Source organism: Microvirga puerhi (assembly GCF_020089865.1).
Taxonomy (GTDB): domain Bacteria; phylum Pseudomonadota; class Alphaproteobacteria; order Rhizobiales; family Beijerinckiaceae; genus Microvirga; species Microvirga puerhi.
The window spans coordinates 127,899-145,652 of sequence record NZ_JAIRBM010000006.1; the positions used below are offsets into that span (position 1 = coordinate 127,899).

Below are 17,754 nucleotides of genomic sequence, written 5' to 3' on the forward strand. Positions count from 1 at the left end.
TCTCCCTTCGGGATGGGAGAATGCCCTTTATAAATCCGGCACGACCCAGTCCGTTCTCCGATCCGACCACAAAATGTCCTCATTCTTGCCGCTGTTGGGGTCGCGAGGAGTGATGAATGCAGTTGTGGCCTTGGCGCGGCGCCGTCCCATTTTCGATCTGGGTTCTTCTCGGCGCCCTTGCCTGGCCGGGGGATGACGCCCGGGCCTTGGATCTGTTTGGACTCGTTGGCTCCGATGACAAACCGCCGGCAGCCTCCCCTAACGCTCTACCCTATGCTCTTGCCTTCGATATCGCCGGAGATCGCAAAGCTGTCGAACAGGCCCTGAAGGACGCGTCCGAGCTCTATCGGCTTCGCCAGGATGCGCCGCTCGACGGCGATTCTCTGGCGAGACGCGCTCAAGCGGATTTCGGTCCCATGCTCGATGCTCTCTGGGGAACCGGCTATTACAATGCGACGCTCGCCTTCGAGATCGGCGAATCCGCTCTGACGATCGGCAGCGATGCAAGGAGTGCTGCCCGCACTGCCGAAGCATACCGCAATCGCGAGCCTGTTCCCGTCAAAGTCCTGGTCAACACAGGACCGCTTTTCTCAATGGGGCAAATCGAGGTCGATGATTCCCGGACCCGGCAGCCCTTCACGCCGCAGCAGCTTCCGAGTAAAATCATCGGATTGAAGCCAGGAGATCCCGCAAGAGCGGCGGACCTCCGCGCGGCTCAGGCGCGCATGGTCGACTACTTCCGGAGCCAATCGCGTCCACTGGCCAAGACGGTATCAGTCGATCCGGTCGTCTTTCATCCGCAACGGATCATGGATGTGACCTACCGGATCGACCCGGGACCCATCGCGCCAATCGGGTCCATTTCGATCTCAGGCACCGAGACGGTCGATCCCGCGGTCGTGCGTTCTTTCATCTATCTGGAGCCTGGCGATCCCTATTCGCCGAAGGCTCTCGCGGATACACGCAAGTCGGTCAGCACCATCCAAGCACTTGGATCGGTCAGAATTCGCGAAGCCGAGGCTCTCGATGCCGAGGGTCGCCTTCCGATCTTCGTGGAAGTCACGGAACGCAAGCCCAGGGTTATCGGCTTCTCGGCGCGATACTCCACGATCGACGGTCCGGCGCTTCATGGCTATTGGGAACATCGCAATCTCTTCGGCGGTGCCGAGCGTCTGCGGCTCGAATCCGATCTGTTTCTCGCACCGCGCAATGACGGCACACGACTGAAGCGCATCGAGGATTTGTTGCCTTCCGACATCGGCGGACGCTTCAGCGCGAGTTTCCTGAAGCCCGCGTTGGGCGGCACACGCAACGATCTTCTGCTCGACGGACGTGTAGAAAGGGATCGTACGGGCGGCGACCGCTACGGCGGCTATACGAGCCGCTTCATCGACGGCAGGGCCGCCATCCGCCATCGCTTCAGCGATACTTTCTCCGCACAGTTCGGCCTCCAGTTGCAGAAGGGCCAGACTAGCGACGTCCTCGGCAAGATCGACTATTTCGTGGTCGGTCTTCCGGCATCATTGACCTACGATTCCACCGACCGTCCTCTCGATCCGACCCGTGGAGCACGCATCAATGCGTCGATCACGCCGTATCCGAGCTTCCTTGGATCGACGGTCGGAATGACAGTGAGCAAATTCGAAGCCTCGACCTATTATGCGCTCGACGAGGACGCGCGCTACATCCTGGCTGGACGGATCGGCCTGGGCTCCATCGTCGGCGCCGATCTCGACGAAATTCCTGCCAATTTCCGTTTCTTTGCCGGTGGCGGCGGCTCCGTGCGCGGCTATCGCTACCAGAGTCTCGGACCGCAGGGACCTTTCGGCTATGTCGTCGGCGGACGCAGCCTTCTCGAGGGGTCTCTCGAAGCGCGGATCAAAATCACAGATACGATCGGCGTCGTACCTTTCATCGACGCGGGCAACGCGTTCGAATCGAGCTATCCCGATTTCAAGGAAAGGCTGCAGGTCTCGGCTGGCTTGGGCCTTCGCTACTACACGGCCATCGGCCCGATCCGGCTCGATGTCGCCACGCCGCTCAACCCGCGGCCCGGCGATAGGCCGGTCTCGCTTTATATCAGCATCGGGCAGGCCTTCTGATGATGACGCTGCGCCGCCTCCTCGTCCCATCCATCGTCCTGCTTGCCGGGATCGTCATTCTGTTTGCCTTGACGCTGCGCTCCCGCGGCGATGAAGCCGATCGCGGCTTTTTGGCTGACCTGATCTCGCGGGCGCTTTCGACGCCGACGACACAGGTCTCCATCGGCGCGGTGGACGGCGCCTTGTCTTCGGATGCTACCATTCGCGACATTACGATTGCCGATCGGGACGGTGTCTGGTTGCGACTGGACAGCGCGCGCCTCGTCTGGCGACGTCTCGCATTGCTTTCCCGGCGACTAGAAGTCGATCGTCTCGAAATCGGCAAGCTCGAGATCTTGCGGCGTCCCGTTCCATCGGACGAGGCGGTGCCCGCTTCGGATCAGCCGCTTCTGCCGGAGCTTCCGGTGCGGATTCAGGTTCAGGATTTCTCCTTGCGCGAACTGGCGCTCGGCCAGCCACTCCTTGGCGTTCCTGCACAGCTCGCGGCGACGGGTTCCGCTTCTCTCGGCAGTCCCTCGGAAGGCTTGAATCTGCGCTTCGATGCGAAGCGTCTCGATGCGCCGGGCCAGCTCATCGCGCGCCTTCTCTATGCGACGGAGAACCTTCAACTGACTCTCGCGCTGGACGAGCCGGCCGGCGGTATCCTCGCGCGCGCCGCGAACATCCCTGGTCTGCCGCCGGTCAAGCTCGACCTCTCTGGATCGGGAACGCTCGACGCCTTCAAGGCGCAGCTGACCTTCGACGCCGGCGATACGATCGGCGCAAGAGGCCAGGCTGATCTCCGGCGCAGTGGCGGCGCAAGGCTTCTGAACATCGACACCCAAGCGAGAATCGAGGGCCTTCTCCCCACCCCCGTCGCGCCAATCTTCGCCGGCACGACGGAGCTGAAGGCGCAAACCTCTTTCGCCGATGACGGCACGATCGACATCTCCGGAATGTCCATCGTCTCGCAGACGGCGCGGCTCGACATCGCCGGTCTCGTAACGAAGGAGAGAGCCATCGACCTGACGGTCTCCGCGCGGGCCGTTCCCACGAGTGGGGAGAAGACGGTCGCAGGTGCGGCGGAGATCCGCAAGCTCGCCTTCGACGGAAAGGTGAGCGGCCCCCTCGCCTCGCCCCGTATCGCGGGCAACCTCGACGCGGAGGATGCATCCTTGCCGATCGGACGCCTCGGCAAGCTCACCGCATCATTTTCTGCCACTCCTGACGGGCCGATCTCCGAGAAGACGACGCGGATAGCGCTCGTCGCCGATGCCGCGGCGACAGGAGTTGCCCTGACCGATCCGTCGATTGCAAGAGCCGTCGGAACACAATTGAAATTGACGTTGCGCGGAACGGCGTTCCCCGAAGGCACAGCCGACGTCGAGACCGCTCACCTTGCGACGCAAACGATCGATGCGACCTATTCCGGAAAAATCGGAACGCAGGACGCAACTGGGAAGCTGACACTGAAGGCGCCTGATCTTTCCCGTTTTGCGGACGTGGCCTCTCTGCAATTGAGAGGGGACCTCGACCTCGCTGCCGACACGACAGGGCTCTTCTCCGGCAAGACCGTCAGTGCCGCGCTCTCTGGCGGTGTTCGTCGCATCGGGACGGGAATTGCAGCACTCGACCGGTTAGTGGACAGCCAGCTGAATCTCTCCGGCACGGTGCAGACCTTGCCGCACGGCGGCTTCGGCCTTCGCGATCTTGCTCTTCTCGGTCGTTACCTTGATTTGCGACTGACGGGCGACGCAGCGCCTGAGCATGTCGATCTCAGTGCTGCAGCGCGGATCTCGAATCTGGCGAAGGCTGACAATCGGCTGACTGGCACCGCCGACGTGACGGCAAAACTGTCGGGTTCACTCGCGCAATTGAACGCCCAGGCTCAGGCTCAGTTGCACAATGCCACAGCCCTCGGCCGTCCCATATCCCGGCTGACGCTTAACACCACCGCCAGCGACCTGACCGGCCGACCGAGCGCAACGGCGCGGCTGATCGGCGAAATCGATGGCAAGCCGGTCGATGGAGCGCTGCATCTGAGCGGCGGATCCGAGAGTGGCTGGCGACTGGATCCGCTGAATCTCAAAGTCGGCTCCGCGACGATATCCGGACAATTGACGCTCGATTCAAACAATCTTGCAGCCGGCCGTCTCGCCATCGATGCTCGCAATCTGGACGACCTCTCTCCCCTCGTCCTGACCCGCCTCTCGGGCGATCTCAATGCGACGTTGCTCCTGAGCGCGGATAACGGCCGACAGAACGCAACCTTCGATGCCACCGGCAGCCGATTGCGCGTTGCGAGTGTGACCGCCGACCGCTTCGAAGCGAAACTTTCCGTCACCGACCTCTATGCGAGGCCGGTCATCGACGGCACGCTCGCAATCAATCGCGCATTCGTCTCGGGCGAAGAAATTTCCCAGATCAGGCTCGATGCACAGGGAACGTCCGCAGCGAGCGATCTCAGCCTGACGGCCGTTGCCCGAAACTTCAATCTCACGGCGAGGGGTCGCCTCGCCCCCGACACGCCAATCCGCCTCGAGCTGACGACACTGACCGCAAGGCGTGACCGACGCCAGATCTCGCTCGTGCAGCCTACGACGCTCACTTTTGCCGACGGAGGCGTCGACGTACGTCGTCTGTCTCTCGCGATCGACCGAGGGGCGATCACGGTGAACGGCCGCGTAGGCTCCAACTTGAATCTCACCCTCGATGCTCGTGCCGTACCGCTTGCCGCGGCGGATATCTTTGCTCCCGGTCTGGGCCTGTCCGGAACGCTCGACGGCAATGCCCAAATTGCGGGCCCGGCCGACCGCCCGGAGGGCAATTGGCGCCTGCGTATCGCCAAACTGATGCTGCCTCAGACGAGCAATCTGGGCCTTCCCTCGATCGACCTTACGTCAGAGGGGCAACTCAGGAATGGACAGACGACACTGAATGCGACGGTGCAGGCCGGCAGTGCCGGTAGCCTCCGGATCAACGGCGAGGTCCCTCTTGCAGCCGCGGGCAAACTCAACCTGTCGATCCAGGGACGGATCGACGCCAGCGTTGCAAACGGCTACCTGTCGATCTCAGGGAGAAGCGTTACCGGAACACTCGACGTCGATGCGCGCGTGGCGGGGTCGCCTGCTGCCCCTGCCGTGACAGGCAGCGCCAATATCTCGCGTGGCACCTTCACCGATGCCGTTCAAGGCACGCGTCTGACCGACATTCGCGGCCGCCTGGTCGCACGTGAAACGGATGTGACTATTGAACAGCTTTCCGCAATCACCCCCAGCGACGGCAGCCTCTCAGTGAGCGGGCGCATTCGTCTCGACCCTGCGGCGGGCTTTCCTGGTGATATCCGCATCACCGGTCAGCGCGCGAAGCTCGTCTCGAACGATGTGGTGACGACCACCGCCGATCTAGCCCTGTCCCTGTCCGGCCCTCTTGCGCAAAACCCGCGCATCGACGGCGAGATCAGAATTCTCTCGATGGACGTCACGGTTCCCGAACGCCTCGCCACCACCATCAGGCCGCTGGAGGGGACGAGACATGTGCAGCCGACACCGACAGCCGCAGCACGGCTCGCACTCGCAGCGCGGGCAAAGGCCGGTGCTCGCCGCGCTCCACCATTCGATGCCGTCCTCAATCTCTCGGTCTCGGCACCGAGCCGTATCTTCGTGCGAGGTCGAGGCATTCAGGCGGAGCTTGGTGGCGACCTGCGCCTGACAGGCACGCTGGCCAATCCGATCGCTATTGGCGCATTCGATCTGCGCAACGGTCGCTTCACCATCGCCGGAACGCGTCTCGACTTCACCCGCGGCCGCCTGACCTTCACGGGCGACCTGACGCCCGAACTCGATTTCGCGGCTGAGACCCGCGCCGGAGACGTGACCGCACAGGTCGTCGTCGCAGGCTCGGCCCGCGAGCCATATTTCACCTTCACGTCCGATCCTGCATTGCCGCAGGACGAGGTCCTGTCGCGAATTCTCTTTTCCAAGGCTTCGGGCGGGCTGTCCGTTGGACAGGCCGTTCAGCTGGCGCAGGTTGCAGCCCAGTTCGCCGGAGGCGGTGGCGACGACGTCTTCGAAGTCCTGCGACGTTCCCTGGGCGTAGAAGGACTGGATCTGTCCTTCGGCGCCGATGGCGGCCCGACGATCGGCATTTCCAAGGCCCTCAGCGATCGCATCAGCGTCGGGGTCAAGGCCGGTGCATCGACGGAACAAAGCGGCGTCAGCGTCGATATCGACGTCACGCGCCGGATCCGTGTTCAGGGCGAAGTCGGCGCCAACGGCAGCACATCCATTGGTGTCGGGGCCGAATGGGAGTACTGATCGAAACCTTGCGTGGTGAATCGCCCTCGCAGTTGCGGTTGCCGCGTTCATCTGTTTGAAGAAGCATCAGGGCGGTGGCGGAGCATTTCGCCGGCCAGGAACAAGAGCTGAAGACATATCGTGGACTGGGACAAGATCAGACTGTTCTATGAGGTTGCCGAGGCGGGGAGCTTTACCCGCGCCGGAGAGAATCTTGGTCTCAATCAATCCTCAGTGAGCCGCCAGATCAGCGCTTTGGAGCATGAGCTCAAGGTCCCCCTCTTTCACCGGCATGCGCGCGGCCTCCTCCTGACGGAGCAGGGCGATATGTTGTTTCAGGCCGCTCAAGAAATGCTGATGCGCCTGGAGGCGACGCGCAGCAGGCTGACCGAAACGAGCGAATTGCCGGCTGGCACCCTGAAAGTCACGGCGACGGTCGGCCTGGGCGCCATATGGCTGGCTCAGCGGATCTCCGAGTTCATCGATCTCTATCCGGATGTCCACATCCAGCTCATCGTCACGAACGAGGAACTGGATCTTGCCATGCGCGAGGCGGATGTCGCCATTCGACTCCGCAGACCGGCCCAGCCGGATCTCATTCAGCGCCGCCTTTTCACGGTGCATTATCACGCCTATGCGTCGATCGCGTATCTCGAGCGCTTCGGAGAACCGAAAGCGGTGGAGGATCTCGACCACCACCGCATCCTATGTCTGGGCGGAAATCAGCCGGCCTTCGTCCTTGCCGTGCACCAGCTCGCCACGCTCGGGCGGGACGTTAAGGATCCGCGCCCCCGGCATCTCGTGGTCAACGACAGCTTGGCCCTTCGGCACGCCATCGAGAACGGTGCTGGGATCGGCATGGCGCCCGCCTATGCCATGGAAGGCAAGCGCAACGTCGTGAAGATCCTGCGCGACATCGAGATGCCGTCGCTCGATACCTATCTGGTCTATCCCGAAGAAATGCGATCTGTCGCCCGCGTCCAGGTTTTCCGGGATTTCCTGGTATCCAAGGCTCAAGGCTGGGCATTCTGAGCGCCTGTCGTGGACAAGCGGCCGTGCAGGAGTCCTTCTCCTGCACGGGCTGGTGCTTTCAGATGATCTTCATAATGGTACTTGCAGGCTTCGCATTCGAGTTGGCCGCTTGGATGGCCATGAGGCGCTCCATCTGCGCCTGGAGAGCGTCCATCTTGTCGCCGAGGTTTGCAATCTGCACCTCGCTCTTGAGATTGACCTCGTAGTCCAACGCCGCAGCGAGCCGATCCTTCGCCGCCTGACGGTTCTGACTCATCATGATGACAGGAGCCTGCAGAGCCGCCAGCATCGAGAGGAGTAGGTTCAGGAAGACGAAAGGATAGGGATCGAAAGCCTTCTCGCTGAGCAGAACGACATTGAGCAGCGCCCATATTCCGAGAAAGACTCCGAAGCCGACGATGAAGCCCCAGGACCCGCCGACTGCGGCAACCCGGTCGGCCAGGCGCTGGCCCATCGTCAGGCGATCGTCGAATTCCCGGTTCAGGTTCCGGGCCGTGTGAACGCGCCGAGCAACGCGCGCAATCACGCGGCGATCCCGGGCATCGAGGGGAGTAAGCCCAGCATGAAGCAGGTGCTGGGCGAGGAAGCGCACTTCCGTGTTCATGGCTCACCTTCCTTTCGACCGGCCGTCGCGGCCCTGTCGCAGGTGAGCCGATCAAGCGATCAGGCGTCTGCGCGGGGCCGAGACGGCGCGGTCAATCGACTGTGACTGTCGCTTGGCATAATGGTCATGGTTCCTGTGAGGCCGCTTGAGCTGCCGGAGCAGGGCAAGGCGGACATGAGGGAAATGCGCCTCGATAACCCATCCGTCAAGGGGTTTGCTGCGATCCGATGAAGCACCGTCCTAGAGGGATGTCCAAATCATTCCGATCACGGCAACGCCCATGACCAGAGTGGAAATCCAGCCCCACCCCCGCAACGCTCCACGAACGGCAAACTTTCCCATGATGTCCGATCGCGACGCGACCAACATCATGGTGACCATGACCGGGACCGCAATGACGCCATTGAGGACCGCGCTCCAGAACAAGGCCTTGATCGGGTTGATGGCGGTGAAGTTCAGCGCCATGCCGACGAGCGTGGCCAGGGCGACCGTCGCATAGAAGGCCTTGGCTTCCTGCCAACGGCGCGAGAAACCGATCGGCCAGCGCCGAGCCTCGCCGATGGCGTAAGCTGCGGAGCCCGCGAGAACAGGAACTGCAAGCAAGCCGGTGCCGACGATGCCGATAGTGAAGAACCAGAAGGCGTAGCGCCCGGCGATGGGGCGAAGGGCTTCCGCAGCTTGAGCGGACGTCTGAATATCGGTCATCCCGTGAATGTTGAGTGTCGCCGCCGTCGTCACCAGGATCGCCAGGGCAACGAGATTGGACAGGGCCATGCCGACCATGGTGTCCACCTCGATGCGATGAAGTGCTGCCTTCCCTTGTTCCGGTGCGTCGACGAGGTCGACGCGCCGTGGATGGGCCGCGATATCCTCCACCTCTTCGGCCGATTGCCAGAAGAAGAGATAGGGGCTGATCGTTGTGCCGAGAACGGCCACGATGGTCGTGAGATAATCCGCGTCCCAACTGATCCGTGGCACGAAGAGATTGAGCGCCAACTGGCTCCAGTTCACATGAACGGCGATAAGCGTGGCGAAGTATGCGAAAAGCGCCAGGGTCAGCCACTTCAGAACCATGACGTAGCGCGTGTATTGCAGGAAAACCTGCATGTAGATGCATATGCCCGCAAAGACGAGAATGTAGGCCGGCCGGGCTCCGGGCAGCAGCAGATTGACCGCATCCGCCATCGCACCGAGATCGGCACCGAGATTGACCGTGTTGGCTACTAGCAGGAGCAGCACGATCACCTGGAGAAGCCCGTTCGGGTAATGGAGCCGTAGAACACCGGCGATCCCATGCCCGGTGGTGCGGCCGATCCGGGCGCTGATCATCTGGGCGGCGGTCATCAGCGGAAAGCTGAAGAGCATCATCCAGGAGAGCGTGTATCCGAACTGCGCACCCGCCTGGCTGTAGGTTGCGATCCCGCTTGGATCGTCGTCGGACGCCCCGGTGATCAGACCGGGTCCCAGGATCTGGAGAAGCCGGGGCTTGCTCGTCGATACGACCGGGCTCGTCGCTTCCGGATCGATATCCTCATCCGCTGCCATCACGGAACATCCTGATCTGCCGTGCACATCAAGTGACGTGCATCTTGCGGGAAGAGTTCCTCCTCAAGCGCTTCATCCGCTCCACGTGAGCGGATGAACTTTCAAGAAACCGAATCCGGGAAGCGGTATCCTCAGCCCGGTCTTTCATACCTCTCAGGGTTCAGCTTCGCAGAAGCTGGACCGCATCAAGCAATCTCGAGCTTCTCGGCAGCCGGAGCCTTGGTCATGGCTTGCTGCGTACGCACCTGAGCCGGCGAGCCGCACCATTCTCCGCCCGCCGGGATCGACTCACCCTTCATCACGAGTGTCAGAGGACCAAGTCTCGAGAAGTTACCCAGCTCCGTATCGTACAGAACCGTCGAGCCGGATCCGACCGAGACGCCCTCTCCGACCCGGACACGCCCCACTTTCATCAGGCGGTCTTCATAGAGGTGAGTCTGGAGGCAGGCATTGGCATTGATGGCCACGTAATCACCGATCTTGACGCAATCGAACTCGGTGATGTCCGTCGTGTCCATGTAGATGCCTTTGCCCGTCTTCGTTCCGAAGAGTCTCAGAGCCCAGGGCAGGAACGGGGTTCCGCGGAAATGATCGAGGATGCCCTTGCCGGCCATGCCCCAATACATCACCGCCACGGCTTCCGTACGCAGCGCCCACCAAGACCACATGGGCCGCATAGTCGGCTTATAGGCCCCCATCAACAGCCACTTGTAGGCTGCTGCAGTCAGCAGCTGACCGACCGCAATCACCACGCTTGCGGCAATGCAGAGGAGAAGGGCCGTGCCCCACTGCTTCTGGATGACGGCGGGCGCCATCACTTCCATCGCCATGGTTGCAAAAGTGATGAACAGAGCAGTCGGCAACGTGATGTTGAAGCCCTCGAAGAGCGCGCGGACGATCTTAAGGCGCTTCGGCGGCTCATAGGTGTCGGCGACCGCCGCATTGAACCTCTGGCGCACGGGCAGCTGGATGGGCGGAGATCCGAACCACGTTTCGTCCGCACCCACGTTGCCGCCTTCCGGCGGCTTCGACTTGACTCCGATCAGCGCACCGTTGGCAATGGCATAGCCGGGAGGAACGACGGCATCGTTGCCGATGAACACGCGCGAGCCGGTCGTGACCGTTCCGAGCGTCATCCATCCACGGCGCAGTTCCTCGTCGCCGAGAACGACATCGTCCGCGATGAAGTTCTGATCGCCCAGATCGATCAGATCGAAGCGTCCGGCGAGATTGGTCGAAATCTCCGACCCCTTGCCGATTTTCGCCCCCATCAGACGATACCACGCCCGCATGTACACGGTTGCGAACAGCGACGACAACACGTCGAGCATGACTTCCGTCGCCAGACCGACCACCCACTTGCGGGCATAGAGGCCGCTATAGACGGAATAGACGCCGGCCCTGAGCCGCGGCAGGACGATCCAGCGAATGGCTGCGATCAGCAGCACCGTCGCGAAGATCATGATCGCGGCCGCGGGCATCGCCAGGAACGGCATGTAGTAGAGGTAATGGATGCCGATGAGCGGGTTGATGATCGCATCGACCTTCTCCATCAAATGGAAGGCCGGAACGATCGGAATGAGCGCGATCGGCGGAGCGATGACCAGCATGGCGATGAAGAACGTCGCCAGCGAGAACCTGCGAACCTTGCTCGCCTCGGCGGCTGGCGGCAGATGGGTCGGATCGAGATCCGACACTTTCTTGCCTGGCGACCCACGCCAAGCCTCCCAGGCTCCAACCTGGGTACCGGAAGGCAGAGCCGACAGGTCCGCGAGTTCGGCGCCCTCTCCGATGACGACGTCCTCCTCGATCACGCAGGATGAGCCGATAGAGACATCGCGTCCGATCTCGACCGGTCCGATGATCAGCTCGTTGCCGACCACGCGCGCATTGGAGAAGGTCACCTTTCCGCCAACGCTGGCGTGATCGCCGATCGTCACGAGATCGACGGCACCGGCATCGATCTCGGAGATGAGAGCGTCCTTGCCGACCTTGGCTCCAAGGAGGCGCAAATAGATGCGGATGGCGGGCGAACCCTGGAACCATTTCATGTGAACGAGGCTCAGAAGGCGCTGCACGAGCCAGAGCCGATAGTAGTACACGCCCCAGAGCGGATAGCGGCCGGGTTTGATGCGCCCGATGATGAGCCATTTGCCGCCGATGGCGAGGAAGGTCGTGAAGACGTTCACCATCATGTAGGCGGCGAAGATCAGGCTCGTGTCGAGCACGACCGATGCATCATCGCCGGTGATGAGGGAGTAACTGATGAAGATGCACAGCCAGGGCGCGGACATCAGCGTGAGGAGAAACGGCAGCGCTGCGGCCTGAGCGAGGCCGCACAGGATTCGGCGCATCAATGGCGGCGGCTCGAACCCGCGAACGGCCGCCCCCGCTTTTTCGTCGGTCAGGCGCGTATCGAGACGTGCGGCGATCTCACGCAAGGATCGCCCGGTATAGATGTCCTGCAGCGTGATCGAGGAGAAGCGGGCACTCTCACGGACGAAGGAGACGAACCGCGCGGCAAGCAGGGAATGGCCGCCCAGATCCAGGAAGAAGTCGGCCTCCATCGGAACGGCTTGATTGGGAAAGACCCGCTTCGCAGCGGCGAGCAGCACCGCCTCGGTGGAGCTTGCGGGCTCATCCTGATCGAGGGTGACGATGGGAGCCGTCAGGTGCCGAACCTTCAGCGCTTTGCGGTCGATTTTGCCCGAAGCGGCAAGTCGCGGGAGGTCGGAAACGGTTTCGAAATGCGCCGGCACCATGTAGGGCGGCAGGCGTTCGTGCAGAGCAAGGCGAAGTTGCGTCGGATCCGGATCGACCCCGCGCTGCGGCAGCAGGAAGGCCACCAGCCTGTCGAGGCCATCGTCCTCGCGCAGGACGACGGCCGCCTGCGAGATACCCGGGAAGCTCGTCAGGACACTTTCGATTTCGCCCAGCTCGACGCGGAAGCCGCGGATCTTCACCTGATCGTCGATGCGCCCCTGGAATACGATGCGGCCGTTCTCGTCGATTGTCACGGCATCGCCCGAGCGATAGAGAATCGGATCGGAGCCATCCGAGGGGAACGGGTTGGAGATGAATTTCTCCGCAGTCAGATCAGGCCGTCCGACGTAGCCCGCGGCAATGCCGGGCCCGCCGATGAGAAGCTCTCCCTGAACGCCGGGAGCAACAAGCGCCATGGTCTCGTCGGCGACATAGCAGGTATAATTCGGAATCGGCTGACCGATGGTGATCGGGTCGCCGGCCTTCAGTTCCGCCATGGTGGCGACAACCGTTGCCTCGGTCGGGCCGTAGCTGTTGAAGAGGCGGCGGCCGTTCACGGCGAAGCGCGTCACAAGACCGGGAGGGCAGGCCTCGCCGCCGAGAATGACGAGACGGAGCGAGGGAAGATCGTCGCCGAGCATCGACAGCAGCGTCGGAACGGTGTCGATGACCGTGATGCCCGCGTCGCGCATCGTGCGTGCGAGAGCCTCCGTATCGCTCAGCAACTCCTGGCGCGCGACCCAGAGGCAGGCGCCTGTGAGATAAGGCACCCAGATCTCCTCCATGGAGAGATCGAAGGCCGCGGAGCAGCCCTGGAAGACGACGTCATCCTCCCGAACGCCATAGAGGTCATTCGCAGCTCGCAGGAAATGGCAGATGTTGCGATGGGTGACCGTGATGCCCTTCGGCTTTCCGGTCGATCCGGAGGTGTAGATCACGTAGGCAGGATGATCGGGAGAGAGACCCCGATCCCGCGGGCTGGACAATGGCCCGCGCCCTTTCGCGTGCAGGGCTTTCGGCATGAGAACGGTCACGCCAAGCGACGCGACGCGCCCGGACCAGCCATCGGCGACCAGGACGCCTTTCGCGCCCACGTCCTGGAGGCAGGCGCCGATACGTTCGACGGGCGCCTCGGAATCGAACGGCAGCCAGGCCGCTCCCGCCATGGTGATGGCGATCTGAGCCGTCAGCAGGTCTGATCCACGCGGGACCCAAAGCCCCACGACGTCGCCGGGTCCGACCCCCTCGGCGACGAGCCCGCAGGCCATTGCGGCAGCCCGATCATGCAATTCGGCATAAGTCAGCCGGATATCGCCATCGACGATAGCAGGACGGTCCGGCGACTTCCGGACGGTTGCCTCGAGAATCTCGGAAAGAACTTCGTCGCGCAGAAATTCGGGACGAGTCAGGCCGCGAAGGGGATTGGACATGGGATGAATGTTTCGGTTCTCAAAGAGGACATGCAAACGGTTGCGAAGCTGAGCTGTTCGCCCGAGCGGAGATGTTCGGACCGGGTGGGCCATGCCAGCTCTCCGGCATGGCGACGATCTGGGACGCGGAACGCGGCTCGAACGTCGCCAGAGAGAGAACATGGCTTGAATCCAGCCACGACTGACGGACGAAGACGTCGTGCAGCGGCGCCGTCGCGGCGCGGGAGGGGCCGACATGGAACGAACCGTCCCGGAGCCGCCGCACTGCCATATGGCCGGGATCGGTCATGACCTCGCCAGTCAGTTTGAGGGCGGCTTCCTTGATCGACCACAGCATCGTCTCGGCCTGATCCCGCGCCTCGGCCAGAATCGGCAGGACGATCCGATCCTCCTTCGCGACGGCCATCGAGGCAGAAAGACCCACATCCGATCCGGCATCGACGATCTCGACGTCCACCCCCACGTCCCGGTTGGGAGAGATGGCGATGACGACCCGATCCGCCGCATGGCTCATGTTGAAGAATGGCCTGCCGGGACAGATCGGCTTACCAGCCGGCGACGTAGCAAAGACCAGCTCATCGGGTGCGCAGCCTGCCTCGCGCGCCAGCACAAGACGGAGGAGGCCGTGGCTCAACCGGTAGAGCAGGCGATCATGCTCTCTCCCGAGGCGCTCGACCCGCGCGCGCTCCGACGCTCCGGCAGCGTCGTCAAACGCTGCCAGGCACGACGAGCGCGCCTGTCCCGACAGGGTCGAGAGAGCGAAATGGAAGACCGAAATCATGATCAGGGTGCCACTTCCTCAACGATATACGGAAGCAAACCAAACCTAGACTTACCATCATGAAGGACCGATGAACGCAATCCGGGAAAAAGTCATGATGGCGGCAAAGAGCCGCTCGAATACAGTTTGCCGGAAGATTTTCCGAAGCGAATACTCCAGTTAGGCACGTCCGGCGGAAGACTGCGCGACGATGACGCATGCCAGTTTCTTTGCGCCATTTCCTGATCCAAAGGCGAAAGATCGATCCGATCGAGCATGCTGCCGGCAATTTCAAAAGGCTAATCGGAAAGGGTTTCCTGCGGTTTCGCCGGCTGATAAAGCACCGAAATGACTTACAAAGTTGCCGCCCTTTATCAGTTCGTCTCCCTGCCGGACTACAGACAGCTCAAGGAGCCCTTGAAGGCGCTCTGCGAGGCGCTCGGGCTGAGAGGAACTCTCCTTCTCGCTCCTGAAGGCATCAACGGCACGATTGCAGGCGCGGCCGAGGCGATCGATGCCTTTGTCGCTCATCTTCGCAACGACAGCGTGTTCGAAGGCCGCTTCGACAATCTCGAGCTGAAGTTCTCGACCGCCGAGGCCATGCCGTTCCAGCGCCTCAAGATCCGGCTCAAGAAGGAAATCGTGACCATCGGCGATCCTTCCGTCGATCCGACGCGCAGGGTCGGCTCCTATGTGGACCCGAGCGACTGGAACACGCTGCTCCAAGACCCGGAGGTGATCCTCATCGACACCCGCAACCAATTCGAAGTCGAGATGGGAACTTTTGACGGAGCCGTGGATCCTCGGATCGAGAGATTCAGCGAGTTCAAGGACTTCGTCAGGCGCGAGCTCGATCCGAAGGCGCAAAGGAAAGTCGCCATGTTCTGCACCGGGGGAATTCGCTGCGAGAAGGCCAGCGCGTTCATGCTCTCGGAAGGATTCGAGGAGGTCTTCCATCTCAAGGGCGGCATCCTGAAATATCTTGAGACGGTTCCGGAAGAGGAAAGCCGCTGGAACGGCGCCTGCTTCGTCTTCGACGAGCGCATTGCTCTCGGCCACGGACTCGTGGAAGTTCCGAACTTGCCGGTGTCCGAGGAAGAAAGGCCGTCCGATGAGTGATTTCGAGAATCCCCAGGCTCGCATCGACGCGCTGGAAATGCGGGTCGCCCATCAGGATCAGATCATCGAGGATCTCAACAAGGCCGTGGTCGAGCAGTGGAAGCAGATCGACAGCCTCACCCGCCAATTCGCGATTCTGGTCGACAGGGTCCGAGAGGCCGAGGAGCAGGTCGGCGGCGCTCCGCGGACCGAGCCCCCTCCTCCCCACTATTGAGGCCATCTACGGCCTCCGCCTCCCGAGAACGCGTTCATGAACCTCACCATCATGCTCCCCATCCTCGGCATCGTCGCCGGCGGCGCGATGCTGGCCGCACAGGCCCCTGTCAACGCCGCCCTGGCGCGCGCCATGGGCGATCCTCTGCTGGCAGCGTGCCTCTCTTTCGGGATCGGCTTTCTGATCCTTTGCATTATCAGCATGGCGCGTGGTGCCTGGCCCACCGGATCGGCGATTGCCGCGGCTCCCTGGTGGTCGTGGCTGGGAGGCCTTCTCGGCGCCTTCTATGTGGCCGTGGTGATCTGGGGCGTGCCGCAGCTCGGCGCCGTCAGCACCATCGCGGCCCTGGTCTTCGGGCAGCTTGCCGCCGCTCTGCTGCTCGACGCCATCGGCGCATTCGGTCTACCGGTCCAGGGCATATCCTGGCAGCGCCTTCTCGCGGCTGCTCTGATCTTCAGCGGCCTCATCCTGTCCCGCGCAGGCTAAAGCCGACTTCCAGAGCATCGTCCCTCAGATATGGAGCCCATGGCCGAGGGCCTTCAGGGCTGCCTCCTGGAATGCTTCGCCCTGGGTCGGATGGGCGTGAACGGTTCCGGCGATATCTTCCAGTCTTGCACCCATTTCCAGAGCAAGGCCAAAGGCGGCGGAAAGCTCCGAAACGCCTTGCCCCACCGCCTGGATACCGAGCACCAGGTGGTTGTCCGCCCGCGAGACGACACGAACGAAGCCCTGCTCGTCGAGCTTCGTCATGGCGCGTCCGTTTGCCGAGAAGGGGAAAAGCCCCGTCTTGATCTCGACGCCGCCCTCCCTGGCCTCGTCCGGGCTCGCACCGACCGAGACGATCTCGGGATCCGTAAAGCAGACCGCCGGAATGGCGCGCTTGTCCCAGGATCGCGGATGCCCGGCGACGATCTCGGCAACCATTTCGCCTTGCGCCATGGCGCGATGTGCCAGCATCGGCTCGCCGGTGACGTCGCCGATGGCGTAGATTCCGCGCATCGACGTGCGGCAGTGGTCGTCGATCCGGATGAAACGGCCATCCATGTCGAGAACAAGCTGATCGAGCCCCCACCCTTCCGTGACGGGCTTTCTTCCAACGGTCACGAGGATTTTGTCGGCCGGCAGACGGGCGTCCTCGCCCTGCGCCGTCTTCACGAGAAGCGCCTGCCCCTTTCCATCGACTCCGACGGCGGACGCTCCCGTTAGAACCTCAATGCCGAGCGTCCGCAGACGTTTGGCGACGGGCTGAGTCAGCTCTGCATCGTATTGCGGCAGGATCCGTTCCTGGGCTTCGACCACGGTGATCTGCGACCCCATCTTGGCGAAAGCCGTTCCCAATTCCAGCCCGATATAGCCACCTCCGACGACCACCAGTTTTTCCGGCACGTCCGACAACGACAGCGCTTCCGTCGAGGAGATCGCCGGGCCGCCAAAGGGCAAGTTCGGAAGCGCGATCGGTGCCGATCCCGTCGCGATGACCACGTTCTCCGCCCGGATGATCTGCAATCCGGTCTCCGTTTCTACCGCGACGGTCTTCCCGTCCCGGAACGTCGCCCAGCCTTGGACTATTTTGACTCTTGCCTTCTTGAGCAGACCGGACACGCCGCCGTTGAGACGACCGACGATGCCGTCCTTCCAGGCGATGGTCTTGGCAAGATCGAGTGTGGGCTTCGCTGTTGCGATTCCGAGCGCGTTCGGATGCTCCGCCCAGCGCGCGATCTTCTCGTATTCCTCGGCGGCATGGATCAATGCCTTCGAGGGAATGCAGCCGATGTTCAGGCATGTGCCGCCGGGCTTTCCGGCTTCGACGATCACCGTGTCGATGCCGAGCTGCCCGGCCCTGATGGCGCAGACGTAGCCCCCCGGGCCGGCGCCGATGACGAGCAGTTTGCAGGAAATGTCCTTCATCGG

Annotated in this window: 11 protein-coding genes; 6 read left to right on the plus strand and 5 right to left on the minus strand. The window is 62.5% G+C overall.

Annotation, left to right across the window (positions count from 1 at the left end):
• Nucleotides 1-116 precede the first annotated feature (116 nt).
• The 3 genes from K9B37_RS10125 to K9B37_RS10135 all read left to right on the plus strand — a co-directional run bounded on the left by K9B37_RS10125 (nt 117) and on the right by K9B37_RS10135 (nt 7,408).
• Nucleotides 117-2,102 (plus strand): autotransporter assembly complex protein TamA, encoded by a 1,986-nt coding sequence (locus K9B37_RS10125; RefSeq protein WP_224312950.1) that lies wholly within the window; start codon nt 117-119, stop codon nt 2,100-2,102.
• Entirely contained in the window at nt 2,102-6,397 is a 4,296-nt protein-coding gene (locus K9B37_RS10130) for a translocation/assembly module TamB domain-containing protein (RefSeq protein ID WP_224312951.1), read from the plus strand. The genes K9B37_RS10125 and K9B37_RS10130 overlap by 1 nt, the downstream gene beginning before the upstream one ends.
• A gap of 120 nt (nt 6,398-6,517) precedes the next feature.
• Nucleotides 6,518-7,408 (plus strand): LysR family transcriptional regulator, encoded by an 891-nt coding sequence (locus K9B37_RS10135; protein WP_224312952.1) that lies wholly within the window; start codon nt 6,518-6,520, stop codon nt 7,406-7,408.
• 58 nt (nt 7,409-7,466) lie between these two features.
• Here K9B37_RS10135 and K9B37_RS10140 read toward each other — a convergent pair whose 3' ends face one another.
• The 4 genes from K9B37_RS10140 to K9B37_RS10155 form a co-directional block, all read right to left on the minus strand.
• Entirely contained in the window at nt 7,467-8,012 is a 546-nt protein-coding gene (locus K9B37_RS10140) for a DUF1003 domain-containing protein (RefSeq protein ID WP_224312953.1), read from the minus strand.
• 240 nt (nt 8,013-8,252) lie between these two features.
• Nucleotides 8,253-9,557: an NRAMP family divalent metal transporter gene (locus K9B37_RS10145; protein WP_224312954.1), complete on the minus strand. Its 1,305-nt coding sequence runs from the start codon at nt 9,555-9,557 to the stop codon at nt 8,253-8,255.
• Nucleotides 9,558-9,742: 185 nt separating this feature from the next.
• Complete coding sequence (locus K9B37_RS10150) at nt 9,743-13,750, minus strand: Pls/PosA family non-ribosomal peptide synthetase (protein ID WP_224312955.1); 4,008 nt, start codon at nt 13,748-13,750, stop codon at nt 9,743-9,745.
• Between the two features lie 19 nt (nt 13,751-13,769).
• Complete coding sequence (locus tag K9B37_RS10155; RefSeq protein ID WP_224312956.1) at nt 13,770-14,531, minus strand: 4'-phosphopantetheinyl transferase family protein; 762 nt, start codon at nt 14,529-14,531, stop codon at nt 13,770-13,772.
• Nucleotides 14,532-14,858: 327 nt separating this feature from the next.
• Between K9B37_RS10155 and trhO the strand changes: the two genes are divergently transcribed.
• Genes trhO through K9B37_RS10170 form a run of 3 tightly spaced genes read left to right on the plus strand, consistent with a single transcriptional unit; the run spans nt 14,859 to nt 16,329 of the window.
• Nucleotides 14,859-15,629, plus strand: coding sequence for an oxygen-dependent tRNA uridine(34) hydroxylase TrhO (gene trhO / locus K9B37_RS10160; RefSeq protein ID WP_224312957.1), 771 nt, complete (start codon nt 14,859-14,861; stop codon nt 15,627-15,629).
• Nucleotides 15,622-15,843 carry a SlyX family protein gene (locus K9B37_RS10165; protein ID WP_224312958.1) on the plus strand — a complete coding sequence of 74 codons (222 nt, stop codon included), beginning with the start codon at nt 15,622-15,624 and terminating at the stop codon, nt 15,841-15,843. Before trhO ends, K9B37_RS10165 begins: the two co-directional genes overlap by 8 nt.
• Nucleotides 15,844-15,879: 36 nt before the next feature.
• Nucleotides 15,880-16,329: a DMT family transporter gene (locus tag K9B37_RS10170; RefSeq protein ID WP_224312959.1), complete on the plus strand. Its 450-nt coding sequence runs from the start codon at nt 15,880-15,882 to the stop codon at nt 16,327-16,329.
• 24 nt (nt 16,330-16,353) lie between these two features.
• Here the strand turns inward: K9B37_RS10170 and lpdA are convergent, their stop codons facing one another.
• Nucleotides 16,354-17,751 (minus strand): dihydrolipoyl dehydrogenase, encoded by a 1,398-nt coding sequence (lpdA, locus tag K9B37_RS10175; protein ID WP_224312960.1) that lies wholly within the window; start codon nt 17,749-17,751, stop codon nt 16,354-16,356.
• Nucleotides 17,752-17,754 lie beyond the last annotated feature (3 nt).